The 19,427-nt window shown below is 39.5% G+C and carries 19 protein-coding genes and 1 other annotated feature; of the genes, 15 read left to right on the forward strand and 4 right to left on the reverse strand.

Annotated features, from left to right (window positions below; translation table 11 throughout):
- The first annotated feature begins 153 nt into the window (after window positions 1-153).
- The 10 genes from AC6HZ4_RS13565 (at window position 154) to AC6HZ4_RS13610 (ending at window position 10,447) form a co-directional block, all read left to right on the forward strand.
- On the forward strand, window positions 154-1,581 hold the full coding sequence (locus AC6HZ4_RS13565) for a PAS domain S-box protein (protein ID WP_497495523.1): 1,428 nt from the start codon (window positions 154-156) through the stop codon (window positions 1,579-1,581).
- Window positions 1,582-1,809: 228 nt separating this feature from the next.
- Window positions 1,810-3,006, forward strand: coding sequence for a sensor histidine kinase (locus tag AC6HZ4_RS13570; RefSeq protein ID WP_497495524.1), 1,197 nt, complete (start codon window positions 1,810-1,812; stop codon window positions 3,004-3,006).
- Window positions 3,006-3,668 carry a response regulator gene (locus AC6HZ4_RS13575; protein WP_497495525.1) on the forward strand — a complete coding sequence of 221 codons (663 nt, stop codon included), beginning with the start codon at window positions 3,006-3,008 and terminating at the stop codon, window positions 3,666-3,668. The genes AC6HZ4_RS13570 and AC6HZ4_RS13575 overlap by 1 nt, the downstream gene beginning before the upstream one ends.
- A 138-nt stretch (window positions 3,669-3,806) precedes the next feature.
- Entirely contained in the window at window positions 3,807-4,739 is a 933-nt protein-coding gene (locus AC6HZ4_RS13580) for an ABC transporter ATP-binding protein (RefSeq protein WP_497495526.1), read from the forward strand.
- 13 nt (window positions 4,740-4,752) lie between these two features.
- Window positions 4,753-5,955, forward strand: a complete 1,203-nt coding sequence (locus AC6HZ4_RS13585) for an ABC transporter permease (RefSeq protein WP_497495527.1) — start codon at window positions 4,753-4,755, stop codon at window positions 5,953-5,955.
- Window positions 5,956-5,965: 10 nt separating this feature from the next.
- Window positions 5,966-7,123 carry an ABC transporter permease gene (locus AC6HZ4_RS13590; protein WP_497495715.1) on the forward strand — a complete coding sequence of 386 codons (1,158 nt, stop codon included), beginning with the start codon at window positions 5,966-5,968 and terminating at the stop codon, window positions 7,121-7,123.
- 169 nt (window positions 7,124-7,292) lie between these two features.
- Window positions 7,293-7,540: a binding site (T-box leader), on the forward strand.
- A gap of 54 nt (window positions 7,541-7,594) precedes the next feature.
- Window positions 7,595-8,290, forward strand: coding sequence for an SAM-dependent methyltransferase (locus tag AC6HZ4_RS13595; protein WP_497495528.1), 696 nt, complete (start codon window positions 7,595-7,597; stop codon window positions 8,288-8,290).
- Between the two features lie 14 nt (window positions 8,291-8,304).
- Window positions 8,305-8,694, forward strand: a complete 390-nt coding sequence (locus tag AC6HZ4_RS13600) for a tautomerase family protein (RefSeq protein WP_497495529.1) — start codon at window positions 8,305-8,307, stop codon at window positions 8,692-8,694.
- Window positions 8,695-8,779: 85 nt separating this feature from the next.
- Entirely contained in the window at window positions 8,780-8,989 is a 210-nt protein-coding gene (locus tag AC6HZ4_RS13605) for an alpha/beta-type small acid-soluble spore protein (RefSeq protein WP_497495530.1), read from the forward strand.
- Window positions 8,990-9,322: 333 nt separating this feature from the next.
- Window positions 9,323-10,447 (forward strand): GGDEF domain-containing protein, encoded by a 1,125-nt coding sequence (locus tag AC6HZ4_RS13610; protein WP_497495531.1) that lies wholly within the window; start codon window positions 9,323-9,325, stop codon window positions 10,445-10,447.
- 123 nt (window positions 10,448-10,570) lie between these two features.
- Here the strand turns inward: AC6HZ4_RS13610 and pdxR are convergent, their stop codons facing one another.
- A complete protein-coding gene (gene pdxR, locus AC6HZ4_RS13615) occupies window positions 10,571-11,980 on the reverse strand; it encodes a MocR-like pyridoxine biosynthesis transcription factor PdxR (protein ID WP_497495532.1) in 1,410 nt (469 codons plus the stop codon).
- 156 nt (window positions 11,981-12,136) lie between these two features.
- Here pdxR and AC6HZ4_RS13620 point away from each other — a divergent pair, with 156 nt between their 5' ends.
- The gene (locus AC6HZ4_RS13620) at window positions 12,137-12,682 is read left to right on the forward strand and encodes a pyridoxamine 5'-phosphate oxidase family protein (RefSeq protein ID WP_497495533.1); all 546 of its coding nucleotides are present in this window, start codon (window positions 12,137-12,139) and stop codon (window positions 12,680-12,682) included.
- Window positions 12,683-12,938: 256 nt separating this feature from the next.
- On the opposite strand, the gene AC6HZ4_RS13625 is transcribed toward AC6HZ4_RS13620, so the two are convergent.
- Both AC6HZ4_RS13625 and AC6HZ4_RS13630 read right to left on the reverse strand, forming a co-directional pair.
- The gene (locus AC6HZ4_RS13625) at window positions 12,939-13,214 is read right to left on the reverse strand and encodes a hypothetical protein (protein ID WP_497495534.1); all 276 of its coding nucleotides are present in this window, start codon (window positions 13,212-13,214) and stop codon (window positions 12,939-12,941) included.
- A 153-nt stretch (window positions 13,215-13,367) separates the two neighbouring features.
- Window positions 13,368-13,703: a hypothetical protein gene (locus AC6HZ4_RS13630; RefSeq protein ID WP_497495535.1), complete on the reverse strand. Its 336-nt coding sequence runs from the start codon at window positions 13,701-13,703 to the stop codon at window positions 13,368-13,370.
- A gap of 163 nt (window positions 13,704-13,866) precedes the next feature.
- Between AC6HZ4_RS13630 and AC6HZ4_RS13635 the strand changes: the two genes are divergently transcribed.
- The 4 genes from AC6HZ4_RS13635 to fabF all read left to right on the forward strand — a co-directional run bounded on the left by AC6HZ4_RS13635 (window position 13,867) and on the right by fabF (window position 17,894).
- Entirely contained in the window at window positions 13,867-14,625 is a 759-nt protein-coding gene (locus tag AC6HZ4_RS13635; protein ID WP_497495536.1) for an exodeoxyribonuclease III, read from the forward strand.
- Window positions 14,626-14,914: 289 nt separating this feature from the next.
- Window positions 14,915-15,439, forward strand: coding sequence for a type 1 glutamine amidotransferase domain-containing protein (locus tag AC6HZ4_RS13640; protein ID WP_497495537.1), 525 nt, complete (start codon window positions 14,915-14,917; stop codon window positions 15,437-15,439).
- A gap of 248 nt (window positions 15,440-15,687) precedes the next feature.
- A complete protein-coding gene (locus AC6HZ4_RS13645) occupies window positions 15,688-16,632 on the forward strand; it encodes a beta-ketoacyl-ACP synthase III (protein WP_497495538.1) in 945 nt (314 codons plus the stop codon).
- Between the two features lie 26 nt (window positions 16,633-16,658).
- Window positions 16,659-17,894, forward strand: a complete 1,236-nt coding sequence (gene fabF / locus AC6HZ4_RS13650; RefSeq protein WP_497495539.1) for a beta-ketoacyl-ACP synthase II — start codon at window positions 16,659-16,661, stop codon at window positions 17,892-17,894.
- 221 nt (window positions 17,895-18,115) lie between these two features.
- Here the strand turns inward: fabF and AC6HZ4_RS13655 are convergent, their stop codons facing one another.
- Window positions 18,116-19,138 (reverse strand): potassium channel family protein, encoded by a 1,023-nt coding sequence (locus AC6HZ4_RS13655; RefSeq protein ID WP_497495540.1) that lies wholly within the window; start codon window positions 19,136-19,138, stop codon window positions 18,116-18,118.
- Between the last annotated feature and the right edge of the window lie 289 nt (window positions 19,139-19,427).

Raw genomic sequence — 19,427 nt, forward strand, 5'->3', positions numbered from 1 at the left:
ATTAAAACCCTCTCAGCATTCGGTATGCGCTTGGGCAGGCTTTGTTACTAAAATATTTCAGGTTGGTTAATTAGTATTTGTAAAGAAGGAATTCCCTTACAATAAATGGAATATGACATATATCTATCATATTTGTAGGGGTGATGATTTCTTATGAAAATTTTGCAAGTAAACGCAATAGAGGTCCTAGATAGAATCACCGATGGTTTCTTTGCGCTAGATGAAAGTTGGCGCTTTACCTACATGAATGAAGAGGCAAGTCATCTTTTGTTTTGTAATCGTGATGATTTAATCGGCAAGAATATATGGGAAGAGTTCCCGGAAGCCGTTAACTTACAGTTCTATAAACAGTACCATAAAGCTCTCGCAGAACAAATATCTGTTACATTTGATGCGTATTTTCCACCGCTTGATACATGGTTTGATGTACGAGCGTATCCTTCACCAAATGGTCTTTCTGTATTTTTTAAGGATATTACAGAAAAAAAGAAGATGCTGAAACAACATGAGCAGCATTACAAATCGTTGTTTGAACAAAACCCTGATGCTGTTTATTCCTTTGATTTAAATGGAAACTATTTAAGTGTGAACTCAAAAACAGAAAAAATGTTTGGCTATACCGAAGAAGAATTGTTACAACTGTCGTTTGTGCCACTGGTTAATCAAGATGATCTAGAACGGACCGTTCAACATTATAAAAAAGCTGCCAGCGGTATAACTCAAAATTATGAAGCAAAAGCACTGCATAAGGATGGGCATGTCGTTCATGTGAATGTAACAAACATGCCAATTATAGTAGATGGAGAGATTGTCGGTGTATATGGAATTGCGAAAGATATCACAATGCAGAAACAAACGGAAGAAAGACTGCTTCGGTCTGAGAAGCTTTCGGCTGTTGGAGAGCTTTCCGCTTCCATTGCGCATGAAATACGAAACCCTCTTACATCGCTGAAAGGTTTCTTGCAATTAATGAAAACCTCAACTACAGATGATTTACAAAATTACTTTCGAATTATGTTAGATGAAATTACTCGAATTGAAACGATTACAGGGGAGCTGCTCCTGCTAGCTAAACCGCAAGTCCATCAGTTTCACTTTGAGAATATAAAAGAAATGATAGAGAATGTTGTTATCCTTATTCGTTCTCAAGCTCTCATGAATAAGATTGATATTTATGTTAATTCGGATGAACTGCCTCTTGTGAATTGTATTGGAAACCAGCTTAAACAAGTCTTTATCAATCTCATAAAAAATGCCATTGAATCTATGCCTGATGGAGGAAAGATAAAAATCAACCTGCACAACGATTCTAAAGATAGTGTATTTATCCAAGTTATCGACCAAGGTTGTGGAATCCCGGAAGAATTACTCCCAAAAATCGGACTGCCATTTTATACAACAAAGGATAAAGGAACTGGGTTAGGGATGATGACTACCTTGAAAATTATTGAATCTCACGGGGGAACAGTAGATATTTTAAGCCAAGTCGGCAAAGGTACGACAATTAATATACATATACCTGTTAATTCATTAGCTGTAAAAAATATTGACGAGAAAGATTTTAGAGAGAATCCAGTCTGATCATGGAAACGGATTACAAGCGCTGCAAATGAATATAACAAAAAATAAAGGGGAAATTCTGGATATATGGTTGTAAACAAGGATATTTAGTATATAATACTAGTAAATTCAATGTTTGTTCTATGTAATCGTAAAGCCCACCAAGCGCAGAAATGGTTCTTGGTGGGCTTTGACTGTTTTCTGGATGCGCGGCATTGCAGGAGTTGGAAGGGAAAGTGAGGGGACACCATGTTAAAGATGACACGATTATTTATGCTGCTGCTGATTTCCTACACGTATTACGTACACATACCAGATAAGGAAACAGGAACAAGGATTTTTGTCGGTGCGGTTATGCTGCTGTATACCCTGAATCATTTTTATATTATGTCGGAGCGTTGTAAGCCTTGGCAATTGCTTATGCTGCTCTTTGTTGATAGTGCCGCTGCGGCAAGCTTGGGTTTTTTATTCGCCCCCGGTACACTGTATCTAATCCTATTTGGCGTACATGCTCTTACCCTATTTTTATATACAGAGAAACGGGTGATCACCATCGGCTTTTCTGTATGGTTTTTTGTCTGTTGGAGTGGGGTTCTGCTTTATACATATATTTTTTTTCAGGGAGTAGATGCGGCGGAGAATATTATAAGTTTTATGTTTGTGTTCTTCCAAGCACTTGTTGGAAGTCTCATTCGTAAACTCATGCTCGCTAGACAAACGGTAGATCAACAGTATGAGAGATTAAATGAGTCGCATATATCGTTGCAAGAAGCACATGAACAGCTGCGCCTATATGCCAAGGAGGTAGAGGCATTAACCGTTATACGTGAACGCAACCATATTGCCCGTGAGATTCATGATACAGTCGGTCACAATATAACAGCTCTTCTTGTGCAGATTCAGCTGGCGCAAGAATTGTTAAAGCATAGTCCGAAACAAGCTGAACAAACACTGCAAACATGCTATGGCCTTGCACGAAATTCCTTGCAGGAAGTAAGACTCTCCGTTCGAACTTTAAAAGAGGAGGAGGCAGAATCCCAGCATCTTGTATCTGTTCTCAGGACGTTGTTGGAGGACTTTTCCAATACGACAAATATGGAAATAAAATTTGAGCTAAAGGGAGATCCAACCTGCATACCGATATCGCTTCACCCAACGCTTGCTCGGATTGTACAGGAGTCGTTGACAAATGCAAAAAAACATGGAGGTGCCTCACGGTGTGTTGTAGCTTTAGCCTGTATGGAGCAAAAGGTGATTGTCTCAATTGAGGATAACGGGACAGGAGCGGGGCATATTCATCTTGGCTTTGGTTTGGTGAATATGAAAGAACGTGTTGAGGAGCATGGGGGTGATATTTCGTTTCAAAGTAAGAAAGGCACAGGATTTCAAGTAAGGGTGGAGTTTCCCTTAGAGGAAAAGAAATGGATGATCAGGGGGAATAGGTAATGATTAAAGTTATGGTGGTTGATGATCAGCCTCTGGTACGTGATGGGTTAGCAATGCTGCTGAATTTACGGTCGGAATTAGAGGTCGTGGGCACTGCCAACGACGGAAAAGAGGCCTTTGAGCACGCTAAACAGCTAGAACCTGATATTATCTTAATGGATATCCGTATGCCAGGTACAAACGGGGTGGAAGGAACAAGGCTGCTTCGTGAACATATGCCTAAAGCGAAGGTACTTATGCTTACGACATTTAAAGATAGCGAACTTATTTTCGAAGCGCTGGAAAATGGAGCGGCCGGATATTTACTAAAGGATATGCCAACAGAGGCAATTGTTCAGGCTATTCTTACTGTTCAATCTGGGGGAGTCGTTTTACCTCAGGATGTTACAGTGCAGGTGCTAAAGGAACTAAAAAGGACGAAGAATCCTGATTCTCAGGATCAAGGGATTCCAAAAACAGTAGAGCAACTGACAGAACGGGAATATGAGGTGCTGCAACAGCTTGGAAGGGGTCTTAGCAATCGTGAAATTGCTGCTGAGCTTTATATTACGGAGGGGACGGTCAAAAATCATGTTTCCAATATTATTAGCAAATTGGAGCTTCGCGATCGTACACAAGCTGCTGTTTTTGCTGTTCGTTACCATATTACAAAGTTCCTATGACTTTTGGCATATACCGATACAAAAAAGCAGCTTTGTTAGCTGCTTTTTTTCATGTGCAAATTCTATCGTAGGTACGATGGGGAAAATATTCTTTTTTAATACACTGTTAGTAAGATCAAAAGAAGGAGCTGTTTTTATATGCTGGATGTTCAAAACATTACAAAATCGTTCGGCAAAAAAGATGTAGTACGCGGAGTTTCTTTTACAGTGGAGAAGGGGGAATCGTTCGGTTTACTTGGACCGAACGGTGCTGGAAAGTCTACTACAATTTCAATGATTTGCGGCCTTGTTCCGTGTGATCGTGGAGAGGTACGGATTGGTGGTCTATCTATTAAGAAACATTCGATGGAAGCAAAGAGAAAGATTGGAATTGTACCGCAGGATATTGCTTTGTATCCAACAATGTCCGCGCGGGATAATCTTATCTTTTGGGGTAGTATGTATGGTTTAAAGAGAAGTGAAGCAAGACGTAAAGCAGAGGAAATTCTTCAATATGTCGGACTACAGGAACGGGCACGTGACAGAATCGAAACCTTCTCTGGAGGAATGAAGCGCCGTATTAATATCGGTGCAGCTTTAATGCACGATCCTGAGCTATTGATTATGGATGAACCAACTGTCGGTATTGATCCTCAATCTCGCAATCATATCCTTGAAATGATCAAAAGCTTGAACGAGAAAGGGATGACGATTATCTATACAAGCCACTACATGGAGGAGGTTGAGTATTTGTGTAAGCGTATTGCGGTTGTTGACCACGGAAAGCTTATTGCTATTGGAACAAAGGAAGATTTGTGCAGCCGTCTTGTTGATGGTACCGTCATTAAACTGAAGCTCAACAAATGGAATGAAGCATTTCTAACCCATTTAAAAGAGTTGCCATTTGTGGAACGCCTAATGATACAGCAGGATGAGAGTATTATTGATATTTTTGTCGCGAGTAAACAGGCAATTAGTGATATTACCGCTTGTACAATACAACACGATTTACAGGTGCTGGCTCTGGAAGTAAAGGACCCCAATCTAGAAACATTGTTTTTACAATTAACCGGTCGCTCACTACGCAATTGAGGGGGAGGAAGGGATGAAAAGCTTACTTATCGCATGGAAGGATTTTAAGATTCGGATGCGTGATCGCCGCGGATTCATGATGATGATTCTCATGCCGCTTGTATTAACAGCTATTCTTGGATCCGCACTTAGTGGAACCATGAACAATGAAAATCTCCCAACCACGGTGCTTGCTTATTATCAAGCCGACTCTGATGCTGCGGCTGTTATGCTGAAAAATGATGTGTTAGCTGGAAGCAGCTTTAAGAATGTGGTTCAGGTAAAGGAGGTTTCCTCAAAGGAGGAGGCTGTGCGGTTAGTAAAGAGCGGCAAGGCAGATGTAGGATTAATCATCCCGCCAGGGTGGAGTGCAGATCTTAGGGCGGGAATTTTGAAGGAACCAACGCTGCTTACAGATCCTGCTAAAGCAGTTCGTTCCTCCATTATTGAAAATATTATCTTAGCCTTTTCTAACGAATTGAAAACAACAACCATTTCCATTCAGATGGTTGTAACAGATTTGACCCAATCAACGCCAGCATCAACCATAAAAATGGATATGAACGCCTTTTCTAATAAAATTCGTAAGGAGGTACAGCAGGAATCAAATTTCGCCATTAAGGAAGGTACGATCGGAAATAAGACTGTATCCTCCAAGCAGTATTATGCTGCTGGCATGGGCGTAATGTTTCTTTTATTCAATGCAACGGTTGGAGCAAAGATGATTGTGCATGAACGGTCAATAGAGACCTTAGCCCGTTTATTAAGCACACCAACACGTACTGTATCTATATTATTGGGGAAATTTTTCGGGACACTGTTGTTTGCGTTTGTTCAGTTTTTGATTTTTATTAGTGCGACCCATTACGCATTTGGCGTTAACTGGGGGGATAATATTGGACAGTTGTTAACTGTCGGTATTGCTTATAGTATTTGTGTATCTGGTTTATCTATGATCATTGCTGCGACTATCCAAAATGAAAAAACTGCAGATATCATTGGCGGTATTGGGATACAGCTGCTATCTTTACTTGGCGGGTCGATGCTCCCGATCTATGCTTTTCCTGAGACACTGCGCAATATAGCGAATATAACTCCTAATAAATGGGCGCTTACAAGCTTTCTTGACATTATGGGGGGAACAACTTGGATCTCGCTTCTGCCAGCAGTACTGGTTTTGATAGCGATTGGTCTTATATCAGTGACAGTCGGAACAATGCGCTTGAAGGTAAGATAGGGGGAAAATGATGAGACAAATACTAGCGATTTGTATGTGTGAATTAAAGCGTCTGCTGCAAAAGCCTCAAAGCTATCTGCTAATGTTTGGCATGCCCATTGTTTTTACGCTGCTGTTCGGTAATTTGTTGGACGGCTCGAGCGATATTAAGGTTAAGCTAATGCTCGTAGATGAAGATGAAACCGTACTATCACAAGCATATGCTGATCAACTGAAGCATGAAACGGGCCTAGCTTTTCAAACAGCCTCCATGTCTACAGCGAAGAACCAAGTACAAGACAAAAAGGCTTCGGGTATTATCAAGATCCCAAAAGGATTTCAGAGCCGCATCATTACTGGGGAGAAAACGGAGATTGTTTTTTTACATAACCCAGATTTTACAACGGGAGCAGTAGTAAAGCAGCTCCTAGCTAATACACTTAAAAAGATTAACACAGAAGTGAAAGCGTCCGTTTCCTGGAGCGAGCACAGCGGGGAGCCCTGGGAAGGTATGTACAGGAAGATTGACCAGGAAGCCTCCGCAGTTCCAATTTCCTTGCAGAAGGAAACTATAATTGATAATCAAACACAGGCAGGAATGAGTAATGTGGCAGAACGGGCGTCTGGCTTTTCCATTATGTTCGTTATGATTGTTATGATGAGTGCAACTGGTGCTATCTTAGATGCGCAGAGAACGGGGATATGGTATCGGATGCTATCAGCTCCAGCTTCAAGGTCGCAAGTATTAAGTGGGTATCTTCTTTCGTTCTTCCTGCTCGGCTGGCTGCAATTCGGTTTGTTGATGCTATTTACAAATTGTTTTTTTCGCGTACAGTGGGGAGATATGCTTGGTTTGCTGATCCTCGTTTCGGCAATGCTTTTGGCTATTATCGGACTGGCGCTTCTTGTGGCAGGAATTGTTAAAACAGCGGAACAACAATCGTCTCTCGGTAATTTACTTGTTGTTTCTACCTGTATGATTGGCGGTGTATATTGGCCTCTTGAAATTGAGCCGCAATTCATGCAAAGAATGGCAGATTTCGTCCCGCAAACATGGGCTATGCGAGGGTTTACAGAGTTAATTGCAAAAGGTGGATCTATTGTAGATGTTATGTCATACACAGGAGTTTTACTTATTTTTGCTATTGTTTTCTTTGGCATTGGACTGACTCGGATCCGTTATAAGTAGGGGGAGAGCTATAAAAGGCAGCGAAGCTCGTAAATGCTTGATACAATAGGGGTTACTACGGTGCCGTTTTCTATACTAGTGAATCGAGTTAATCTAATATGATATGGAAAATATAGGTTGATAATTATCTGAATAAATAATATAATATGGAAAATTAAACAAGTAAATAAACGATGCGATGATGAAGAGGAGTAGACATTAGGAACACTTCAGAGAGCTGATGGTTGGTGAGAATCAGTGTGGGAATTTTGTTGAATGGGCTTCTGAGCAACCAGACTGAATGATTAGTAGGTCATGGCGGAAAGTCTCACCGATAAAAGGGACAATGTATCGAACAATTTTATATTGTTTCTGTACAGTAAGTGCGTTTATTTAGTAAACGAATAAAGGTGGCACCACGGGTTTCCCGTCCTTTTTTAGGATGGGAAACCCTTTTTTTATATAAAAACATGTTTAAGGAGTTGTTTAACCATGGGTAAAGTCGGATTAGATTTGGCAAGAGTCGTATTTATCGGTAGGACATTTGAAGAATATTTAGATATGTTTTCTATTACAGCAGATGAACTCGAAGGTAAGAAAATACTGGATTGTCCAGCAGGAGCGTGTTCCTTTACTGCCATTGGTAACCAAAAAGGCTTAGACATAACTGCATGTGATATTGCTTATTATCATCAAGGAGCAGACCTAAAAAACAAAGGGCTTCGGGATGTTGAACATGCTATGGAGAGTATGGAAAAAGTTAAGGATAACTATAAATGGGATTATTTTAAAGATATAGAAGATTTGAAGAAACATCGATTAAGCGCTTTACATGATTGTGCAAATGATATGAGAGAAAACAATGAGCGTTACGTTCCAGCTGCTTTACCCGAATTGCCTTTCAAAGATAAGGAATTTGACATAATTCTGTCTGCACACTTCTTATTCACATATGCGGACCGGTTAGATTATGAGTTTCACATTAAAACATTAAATGAATTATTGAGGGCAGCTAAAGAAGAGATTCGGATTTTTCCATTGGTAGACTTGGAAGGAAAACGTTATGCACATTTGGATCATGTAATGGATTACTTGGATAAAAAAGGATTTCATGTTGAAGAGGTACATACCTCATATGAATTTCAAGCAAATGCCAATTCTATGTTAATCATTAAGAATCAAAGTTAAGTGAGGGGATGGAAATGGCACAAATTAAAATTTATGGCATTAAAGAAAGGTTAAATATAATTAAAGAGACACTATCGAATATTATACATTCGTGCGTAATGGATGCATTGGAGTATCCGGCTGACAAGAGATTTCAACGATTTTTTTCACTGGATAACGAGGATTTTTACTTTGCAGGTGGAAGAACAGAAGCATATACGGTCATTGAGATTAGTATTTTTGAAGGTAGAACGGTTAAGGCTAAAAAGCGATTGATAAAGCTGCTATTTGAACGGATACATAGTGAATTAAGCATATCCCCGCAGGATGTTGAAATAACTATTTTTGAGACTCCAAGACATAATTGGGGAATAAGGGGATTGCCCGGGGATGAATTAACACTAACTTATAAAGTTGATGTCTAAGTTTTAAAAGCTTATTTTATTTTAATTTATACATAAATATTGAAATGTTTGTGAATGCTACAACTACAAATGGAGGTGATATAGTATGGCACGCAGAAACAATAACAACGAAGTATTAGTAGGAAGTGCAGAAGCAGCTCTTGACCAAATGAAATACGAAATTGCACAGGAATTTGGCGTCACACTCGGCCCTGATACAACTTCACGTGCGAACGGGTCTGTGGGTGGAGAAATTACAAAGCGTTTGGTAGCATTGGCTGAGCAGCAGCTTGGTGGAGCAAACAGATATTCCTAAGATGTTCTTCAGTTCTCCTAGCCCCTGCTTCAACTACCTGATTTTCTATCTACAACGAGTAGGGGCTTATAATCCTTTTCTTGAGTAACTACATTAACTCATTTTCGCGCCTCTTTTATTCTGGCATCCTGTTCTATTTGATAACTTAAGTTTGGGAACCTATGTGAATATCATAGCAACTATCTAAATGTCTTGTTTTCTTATTTAGGAAATATAGGAGGAACGGAGTAAAACCAATTTAAAGTCCAAGAATAGAGTTAAAAAATGTAAGTAGTTCTTCTTCCTTATCACAGTATATAATTGTCTATGTTAAGCGGTTTTTAAGGAAGAGTGATGAAAATGAAATATAGGGGCAGAATAACTGCGTTTATTGTTGTTTTAATTATTAATTGTTCGTTTATAACTTTTCATTTTTTTAGAGATGGATACATTAATACTGTTGATTTTATAGTGTTGCCGATTCTTCTTACGCTCGCTTGGTGGTACGGTAAACAGTATGACAAAATGAAATTACTCGTAGAAAAAGATAGAGCTCAAAGCAAGGAATTACAAACGCGTAAGGAACAGCTTCGAGCTATATTTGAGAAAGCGCCTATTGGTATGGCCCTTTTGAATACAGAGGGTAGACCTATTATGGTGAATCCAAAGTTACAAGATATGCTTGGGTATAGTGAGAAAGAATTATGCACTATGACTCTTAGCAGTTTTAGTCATCCAGATGATACTGCAATAAATATGAAGCTTTTAAAGGAATTAATGGCAGGAAAAATCGAACATTATCAATTAGAAAAGCGTTATTTTCGTAGGGATGGACAATTAGCTTGGGGGAATGTAACTGCATGTCTTTATCCTGATGAAAATGGTGAATCGTCTTATGTTTTTGGAATGGTAACGGATATTACGGAACGCAAGATAGCTGAACAGCGTCTTCAAGAGGCTTATCAGGAGATGGAATATCTTTCGAATAAAGACGGATTAACTGGCATTGCGAATCGCCGTTATTTTAATGAATATTTGATTCGAGAATGGGAATGGGCTGTAAGCTATCACAAACCATTATCTCTAATTATGCTCGATATTGATTATTTTAAGGAATTTAACGATAATTATGGTCATCTGGAAGGTGACGAATGCTTAAAACGAGTAGCAAGTATACTAGAGGAGACAGTCAAGAGATTGACAGATTTAGTTGCTCGCTATGGTGGTGAGGAGTTTGCTGTTATTTTGCCAGAAACTGACATGAACGGTGCTTGTATTGTGGCAGAAAAAATACGTTCTACCATTGAAGAGTTGTGCATTCCGCATATAGGATCCAAGGTTAGTAAATTTGTTACTGTTAGTGTTGGGGTTGCTACAATATTCCCACATTCAAATTCTAATTCAGAAGGTCTAATTCTTGAAGCAGATAGAACACTATACCAGGCGAAACAAAAAGGCCGCAATCGAGTTGAATGTTAAAGAAATAAAGTTCAAGAAAGGACCAAAAATAGGTCCTTTTTACTTTGATGAATTACCAACATTATTGATTAAACAAAGCCTAAAAAAAGAGAGTACTTCTGTAACGCTCCTGTTCAGGAGATATCACGTCCAGGCTTCTTGCAGCAATCGTATGCCTTCCTCCAGTTCATTTTCTGATAGACACCCAAAACCTAAAAGGAGGCGGGGAGGCGATTGGGTGTTGGGGCCCAGCCAATACTGGGATGTAGCATAGACCCTTACTCCTTTTTCTTCTGCTCTGCGTATGAGCTCGGATTCAGAACGTCCATCATGCACCTCCAGAACGATGTGCAGACCGGAATGCTGTCCAATAACCTTTACCCTCGTTCCCAAATAGCGGTTGATGGCTGATAGAAGATAAGTATGTTTTTTCTGGTACACATTCTTCATTCTACGCAGATGCTTTTCCCACCAGCCCTCTGCCATGAAGCGTTCCAGTGTTTGCGTATGGATAAGAGAGGCTGTCGGTTCAAGGAAGGCTTTCTTTTTCCTAAAGGCTGGCAGCAAGGATTCGGGAAGTATCATATAGCTGATGCGAATCGCTGACAATAGGGACTTAGAGAAGGTTCCCATATAGATTACATTGCCTTTAGTATCTAGCCCTTGAAGTGCGGGAATAGGTCGTCCCTGATAGCGAAATTCACTGTCGTAATCGTCTTCGATAATGAGTCCCTCGTGTTTAGCTGCCCACTGCAGCAGCTTCATGCGTTTGTGTACGGGTAATACCATGCCAAAAGGAAACTGGTGAGAGGGAGTTACATACACAAGCTTTGCGCCTGATTGCTTCAGGTATTCCACATTAATCCCGTCTTCTTCTAAGGGAATTGGCGTCATCTGAAAATTAAGCTGAGAAAAAACCGCCTTTGCCCCATTGTAGCCAGGCTCTTCCACGGCAACAGACTGCTGTTCGGTTCCAATGAGCTGACAAAGCAACAGTAGCAGCTGTTGAGTACCTGCTCCTATGACAACTTGTTCTGGAGAACAATGAACTCCTCTGGATTGGCGCAGATATCCGGCCAAATGATAGCGAAGACCATATTCTCCCTGCGGGTCACCGTATAACGACAAGGGTCGTGTATATTCCTGCATGACTTGATGGGAGATCTTGTTCCAAACGGGAAAAGGAAAAGATCTCAAATCGATCGTGCCATTTCGAAAATCACAACGGATCGCAGGAGAGTCAGACGACTTGGATTCTAAGGATTCTGCCGCATCCTGCCGTTTGTCTTTTTGTTTGGTCTGTTCCTTTGGCACAGAAAAATCTTCTTCAAGCTCAAGCACATACAATCCGCTTCGCGGCCTGCTTTCCACATATCCTTCGGAAACCAGCTGCAGATAGGCAGCCTCTACCGTATTTCGGCTTATACTCAAGTGTTCCGATATCCGTCGTATGGCAGGTAATCTGGTTCCTGCAGGGATACGCCCGCTCTGGATTTCTTGGCGAATATGCCGATACAGCTGTACATAATAAGGGTCTTTTCTGTCCTCGCGCAAATTAAGGGTAATCTCCAGCATGTATACCTCCCCGGACTTTCCAATTATTTTTATAATTGACCCCATTATAAATGTTAAAATTGGCTCTAACAATCAGGGACAATAATATTTACACTAGTAGTAGAAAAAGAGCTGAGCATATAGGAGGCTACAGATATGATGCCAATACGTTATCATTTCTTGGAGTGCAGGGATGAGAAAAAGATTCATCACTTTTTGAGAAACGCGAGAGTGGGGTACCTGGGTTTGGCCCAGAGAGAACAACCGTATGTTGTTCCATTAAACTATGTGTGGTGGCAGGGCAAGATCTATTTCCACGGGGCTAGTACAGGTCGGAAGGTTGACATGATAGAAGAGAATCCTCACGTATGCTTCACAGTAAGCGAGGAATATGGAACAGTCGCCAACCCCGTCCCAGCTCATACAGACACCGCCTACATGAGTGTGATGGCTTTTGGAAAAGCGGACCGCGTCACTGACTTGGCAGAAGCGAAAGAGGCATTGCAGCAACTGTTGGATAAATATGTGCCAGGTTATTTCGAAACACCCTTGTCCAAAGAGCATGTGGAAAAATATCGTTCTCGCTTGGGCAGCGTCGTTTCAGTGTTCCGCATCTGTGTAGAGCATCTCACCGCCAAAGAAAATCTATTGGATGAGGGGATGAAATTTTATCCCGGACGTGAGCGGAAGATGGATGTATAGCCTGAAGGGGGAGACATGGAAAGCGTGAAGAGCATTACATCTTCTCAAGGACTATCCATTGGATTCCTATAAAGGCCATTTCTGATAAAGTACTCCTACTCTTATAAATTGTAGGAGTACTTTCATTCAGAGTGGTAAGGTAAAAGTACCGCTTCACAATAAGCCATTGCTACCTTGTATGTTAATTAACAGAGCCTATATAATAAAGAATCGCTCCTTTTTTACAAGAAAGCGATTCTTTAATAAAACGGTGGCTTTATTGTTTCACTTCTTCCCAATAATATTGAATAGCCTCTTTTCGAACTACTTCTGGGCACTCGACTTCATCGCCCCAATAGTCGTAATTGTTTTCTCCATTTATATGGTGAATGTCAACACTATAATATTTATCTTTGTATTTGAAAATAATGACTACCATTTCAGAATATCCTGCATCATCATTTCCAAGTTCCTGAATGAATTCTAGACCGTAACTTTCATGGTTTTTGCGTTCAGCAACAGATTCTAGTATTACATCTTTGGGAAATTTCATCTTTCTCGCTCCTTCATTTTTATAAGCGTATTTTACTACTTAAAAGAGTAAAAAGAAACTGGTTTCATACAAAATTTTGAGAAAGATGAGTTTAAATGGCTTTGATGATATTTAAACTAGTAAAAATGCATACATATGTTGAAGGTGCGCCTGCTACTCTTGGTTATTCTTTTCTCTAAGTTTATGTTTCGGCACATAATCCAGAAACTTCCCTATACTTTGGTACACCTGTATTGCTTGTTGCATCTGCTCCGTATTTTCCAGCCTGTTTTCCACACGGGACACGATATCCTGCAATGCTTCTTCTAAGGTGGGGAGCATTTGTCCGCCAATCCCTTCACCTGTTTCTATAATCTTTGCAGAGGAACCATACTGGGATTCATCAAATTTTAAGATTTCTATTTCAGCTGCAATGCGGCTAAGTAAGGTAAAACGATAATGCTTTACTTCATATATAACACCGGGAAGTCTCATTTGAACTGTATCCATCCTACTCACCATCCTAAAAATATATTAAAATTAAGATGAATCTGCTGTATCCTATGCAGAACGGAAGAAATATAGTCTATTTTTTACTTCTGCATTTTTCTTACAAGAGTTCGCTTGCAAGAACAAAATTTTAAATTAGTCAACAAGGAGAACGCTAGCATTTATGAAATTTATTTCTTGGAATGTTAATGGCATTAGAGCATGTGTACGCAAGGGGTTTTTAGAATATTTTAAGGAGGTAGATGCAGATATATTTTGTATTCAAGAAACAAAATTACAGGCAGGACAAATCGAGCTTGACTTAGAAAACTACTTTCAATATTGGAATTATGCGATGAAAAAAGGATATTCCGGTACAGCTATATTTACAAAGAAGAAACCGCTATCTGTAAAGTATGGCATCGGTATAAAGGATGAAGAACCTGAAGGGAGAATCATTACTCTAGAGTTTGAGGAATTTTATTTGGTTAATGTATATACGCCAAATTCCCAAAGAGATTTAGCCAGACTCGACTTTAGACTTTCTTGGGAAGATGAGATACGTAATTATCTTCAGGAATTGGACAAAATCAAGCCCGTAGTTCTATGTGGGGATTTAAATGTAGCCCATCATGAAATCGATTTAAAAAATCCAAGAGCCAACAAAGGAAATTCCGGCTTTACAGAAGAAGAGCGCGGAAAGATGACGACACTATTAGATTCTGGTTTTATTGACACTTTCAGGTTTCTATACCCAAACAAAATAGATGCGTATACATGGTGGTCGTATATGAATCAGGTGCGGGAAAGAAATATAGGATGGCGCATTGATTATTTTATTGTATCGAAAAGACTGAAGGATATAATAAAAGAGGCACAAATTCATTCCCATGTACTGGGGAGCGATCATTGTCCGATTGCTTTAGAAATAGCATTGACATAATACATATAGAGAATATTTTTTACGTTATATTTTTTTGATGATCATTGATTTGTAATGCAACTATAATTTTAAACTATGGATGAGCTTAGAGGAGTAGTCCGTTTGTTATCATTCTATTACGTTGAAATCCACAAAAACAAAGATCGCATGTAAGATAAGGTTGAATTTTGTAATGATGCATTATACTTTGCTTAGTAATCAACTTCAATTCTAGGAATAGATGCATACTACCCATAACTACAAGAAAAGATTACAATAAGTTTATACATCATTAGGAGGTGTTCTGTTAGTGCGATTAAAGGGAAAGAAAATCATTAGTCTTGTGCATCATGAATGTGAGGATTTAGAATTATGGTATCCGATTCTTCGTTTACGAGAAGAAGGTGCAATTGTTCATCTTGCCGGGGAGAAGGCAAAGGAAACGTACATAGGTAAATACGGGGTTCCGGCAGAATCTGATTTTGCATTTGATGATATTAATCCTGAGGAGTATGATGCACTGCTCGTACCAGGAGGATGGGCACCGGATAAGCTGCGCCGTTTTCCTGAGGTGCTTGCGTTAGTGCAGCATATGGAGGAAAGAAAAAAGCCAATTGGTCAAATTTGCCATGCGGGCTGGGTGCTGATTTCTGCAAAAATTCTGCAGGGAAAAAAAGTAACAAGCACACCGGGTATCCGCGATGATATGGAAAATGCAGGAGCACAATGGTTTGATGAGCCTGTGGTGGTGGATGGACATCTTGTTTCAAGTCGCCGTCCCCCAGATTTACCTGAGTATGTAAAAGTTTTTGCCGATGTGTTAGCTCAGCAATGAACAAGAGGAAAGGGCTTCTCTTTTTAAGAGAACATGGTTTTATAGTTTGAGGATTCCCTTAAGGAATCCTCTTTTACTTTGGGGTATTTAGATCAAAACATCTTACGCTGCATGTAATGCCAGCTTTATTGTACTCACTCTCTTTTTTATTTGCTTAAACCTTTTTTTTCATAAGTGTTTACTGTAAAATAACAAATAGATAGTAGATATTATGAACTGGTCATAATTTAAGGAGTTAGGGTGATGAAATGAAATGTGTTGGTATTATCGGTGTCGGTGCTTATGTTCCAGATAATATTGTGACAAATTATGATTTGGAAAAAACAGTGGATACAAGTGATGAGTGGATCCGCACAAGAACAGGCATTGAAGAACGTAGAATCGCTATTGATGATATGGATACGTCTCACATGGCAATTATTGCCGCGAAAAATGCCCTTTTACATGCATCTTTAGATGCTGAGGATATAGATTTGATTTTAGTCGCTACAGCAACGCCTGATTATGCTTTTCCATCTGTTGCTTGTATGGTGCAAGAGGCTCTTGGTGTAAAACATATACCTGCGATGGATATCAGTGTCGCCTGTTCAGGGTTTGTATATGCGTTAGTTACCGCCCAACAATTCATTGAAACCAATACGTATAAAAATGTTTTAGTAATTGGCAGTGAAAAATTCTCCAAAATTATTGATTGGTCAGATAAAAATACATGTGTATTATTTGGTGATGGTGCTGGTGCTGTTGTACTCAGTGAAGTCTCCGAAGGAAGAGGGATTTTATCTTTTGAACTAGGTGCGGAAGGTGCTGGGGGAAAACACCTGCTAGTGGATCATGTAACTAATACTGTAAAAATGAACGGCAGAGAGGTTTTTAAATTTGCTGTTCGCCAAATGCCTGAATCCAGCCTGAATGTTGTAGAAAAGGCGGGTCTCCAGAAAGAGGATGTTAATTTTCTTGTACCACACCAAGCAAATATCCGCATTATTGATGCAGCAAGAGAAAGACTCGGTCTTGCGCATGAGAAGGTTTCTACAACTGTAAAGAAACATGGAAATACTTCTGCAGCCTCTATTCCGTTAGCTTTGTTTACTGAAATTCAAAATGGCCTCATTCAGGACGATGATGTGGTTGTAATGGTTGGTTTTGGGGCTGGGTTAACTTGGGGTGCTGTATGCTTAAGGTGGGGTAAATAGCTTTATATAAAGAGGGGGAACAACATATGAAAAAACGAGTAGTTATTACAGGCGTTGGGGCTATAACGCCTTTGGGGAATGATGCTCACACCACATGGGGAAATATTAAAAATGGTGTGTCAGGTATTGCTCCTATGACTAGGATTGATACGGAGAAGTTTAATGTAAAGGTAGCAGGAGAAGTAAAAAACTTCGTGCCAGAAGAATTTATGGACAGCAAAGAATCAAAAAGAATGGCTCGTTTTACACAGCTTGCGATTGCCGCGAGCAAAATGGCTGTGGAAGATGCAGGACTCCAAATTGGAGAAAATGTAAATCCAGAACGTATCGGAGTATGGATTGGTTCTGGGATTGGCGGTTTAGATGCGTTTGAAGAACAACATAAACGATTTTTAGACAAAGGTCCAAAACGTGTAAGTCCGTTTATCATTCCAATGCTTATACCAGATATGGCTTCAGGGCGTGTATCCATTGAATTAGGAGCAAAGGGTATCAACAACTGTTCCGTTACTGCGTGCGCCTCTGGCGCAAATTCCATTGGGGATGCATTTCGTGTGATTCAAAATGGTGATGCGGATATTATGATTGCAGGTGGAACAGAAGCAGCCATTACAGACATGACAGTAGCGGGATTTTCGAATATGACAGCACTTTCTACGAATCCTGATCCCAAAACGGCAAGCCGTCCCTTTGATAAAAACCGCGATGGATTTGTGATTGCGGAAGGTTCAGGAATCATTATTATGGAAGAGCTAGAGCATGCAATGGCACGTGGTGCTAACATTTATGGAGAGCTTGTTGGGTATGGTGCTACAGGTGATGCGCATCATATTACAACTCCTGCGCCGAATGGTGAAGGCGGTCAACGTGCGATGAAATTAGCAATTCAAGATGCGGGTATTTCTTATGAACAAGTTGATTATATTAATGCCCATGGTACGTCTACACATTACAATGATTTGTATGAAACAAAGGCAATTAAAGAGGTTTTTGGGGAACATGCTTATAAGTTGGCTGTAAGCTCAACGAAATCGATGACCGGACATTTGCTAGGGGCAGCTGGAGCGATTGAGGCAATTTTTTCTCTTTTTGCGATTAAGGAAGGAATTATTCCTCCAACGATCAATTATGAAACACCAGATGAAGAACTCGATTTGGACTATGTTCCAAATGCGGCAAGGAAATCTAACGTAAATGTTGTTTTATCCAATTCATTGGGCTTTGGCGGCCATAATGCAACATTAATCTTCAAAAAGCTATAAGAAGTTTATATATATACCACAGTACAAAAACATCGGTGCTCATACCGATGTTTTTTGTTTTTTAATATGTTTTCTTATGTAGGATATACTAAAAAACAGGAAGCTCTTTTCATTGCTGTAACTTCCTCTTTTAAGAGTGGATAATCATTTTTAAATCTATAAGAAACCTTGTCTCCGACTCAAAATGCGTAGTAAAGTATCATTGGCTATAGCAAATAATCTTATTTGCATATACTTTTATACGTTTCTTCATCACATACTACAAATAGCTTTGCTTGTTCTGGAATAGAGTCACCTAATCGTTTGGAAATAGAAAAGTCGGTACCGTCAGAAAGCAGTGTAGCTCCATGATGTGATAGATATTCTTTAGCATCTGCATATGTGTTCCAGGCTGGTTTTTTATCTATTATGTACAAATCGTACCCTGCATTGCTTGTTAGTTGACGAATTACTTCGCTTGATCCACTAAATAAAATCGTTCGGGCAGCTAAATGGCCGGCTGTATCGTTAGGTGTAATAAATTCCTCTACCTTTGCATTTCTAAAGCTTTGTACATGCTTAGAATCCTGAATCTCACAAATTGTGTAAATATTTATATTGTTTTTGGAGCCAATTCCTTCGATAGATAAAGCGGTTAGTACGGTTGAGCCATCAGCTTCTCTAGAGGATGCAGCAGATTCAGGTGAAAAAATAAATACTTTTGAACATTCTAAAATGTTCGCTTGAAGAAGGGAGTTTTCTGAGGAGGGGTCTCCTTTTACAAATTTGACACGCTCATGCAGAATCGGTATTCTCTCCAAGACCTCATCAATAATCACAACAACCATTTCTTCGGAGGCTGCTAGGATTTCATGTAGTGTGATTTGTGCTTTTTTACTCCAACCTGCTAAAATAACATGCTTAGAATCTTTAATTTGCAACTTGCCTTCCTCCCTGAGTTTTTTTCGTATCATGAAAAAATCGATAACTTTTCCAATGAGTAATGTCATGAGTCCGATGCCGACAACATACAAAGTCATAGCGAATATTTTACCGGTAACAGTAGTAGGATATAAATCTCCATATCCTACGGTTGCCATAGTAGTCATCGTCCACCATAGACCATCAAAGGCGCTTGGAAAGGTTTCTGGCTCCACATGAGTCATAAATATGCTGCTTAATAAAATGAGGGAAATAGTGGCAAATACCAATGTCCAGGTATTAAATCGTATTGCTCGAATCCATAGTTTTTTTAGAAGAAGCAACTTGTTCACTTCCTTTGCTATTAGCTGAAGGCTCTATTATAGATATCTCTATCTTACAGGTTTAGTATATGAACTAATTCATTTTTAGTTGCTCAAAACTAGTAGTAATCATCTATGTTATAAGTATGGAAAATTACAAAGAAGATGCGATAGAGAATGGGATAAAGTGTATAACTCAACCTATCAAGCAATTATATTACACCGCCAATAATAAAATGATGCCCTTTATTCGCCAGATATACGATTTTGTTTTGATGCTCGTATAACTAATAAAACATCACTGAGAATT

It is taken from the genome of Ectobacillus sp. OTK, assembly GCF_059698935.1.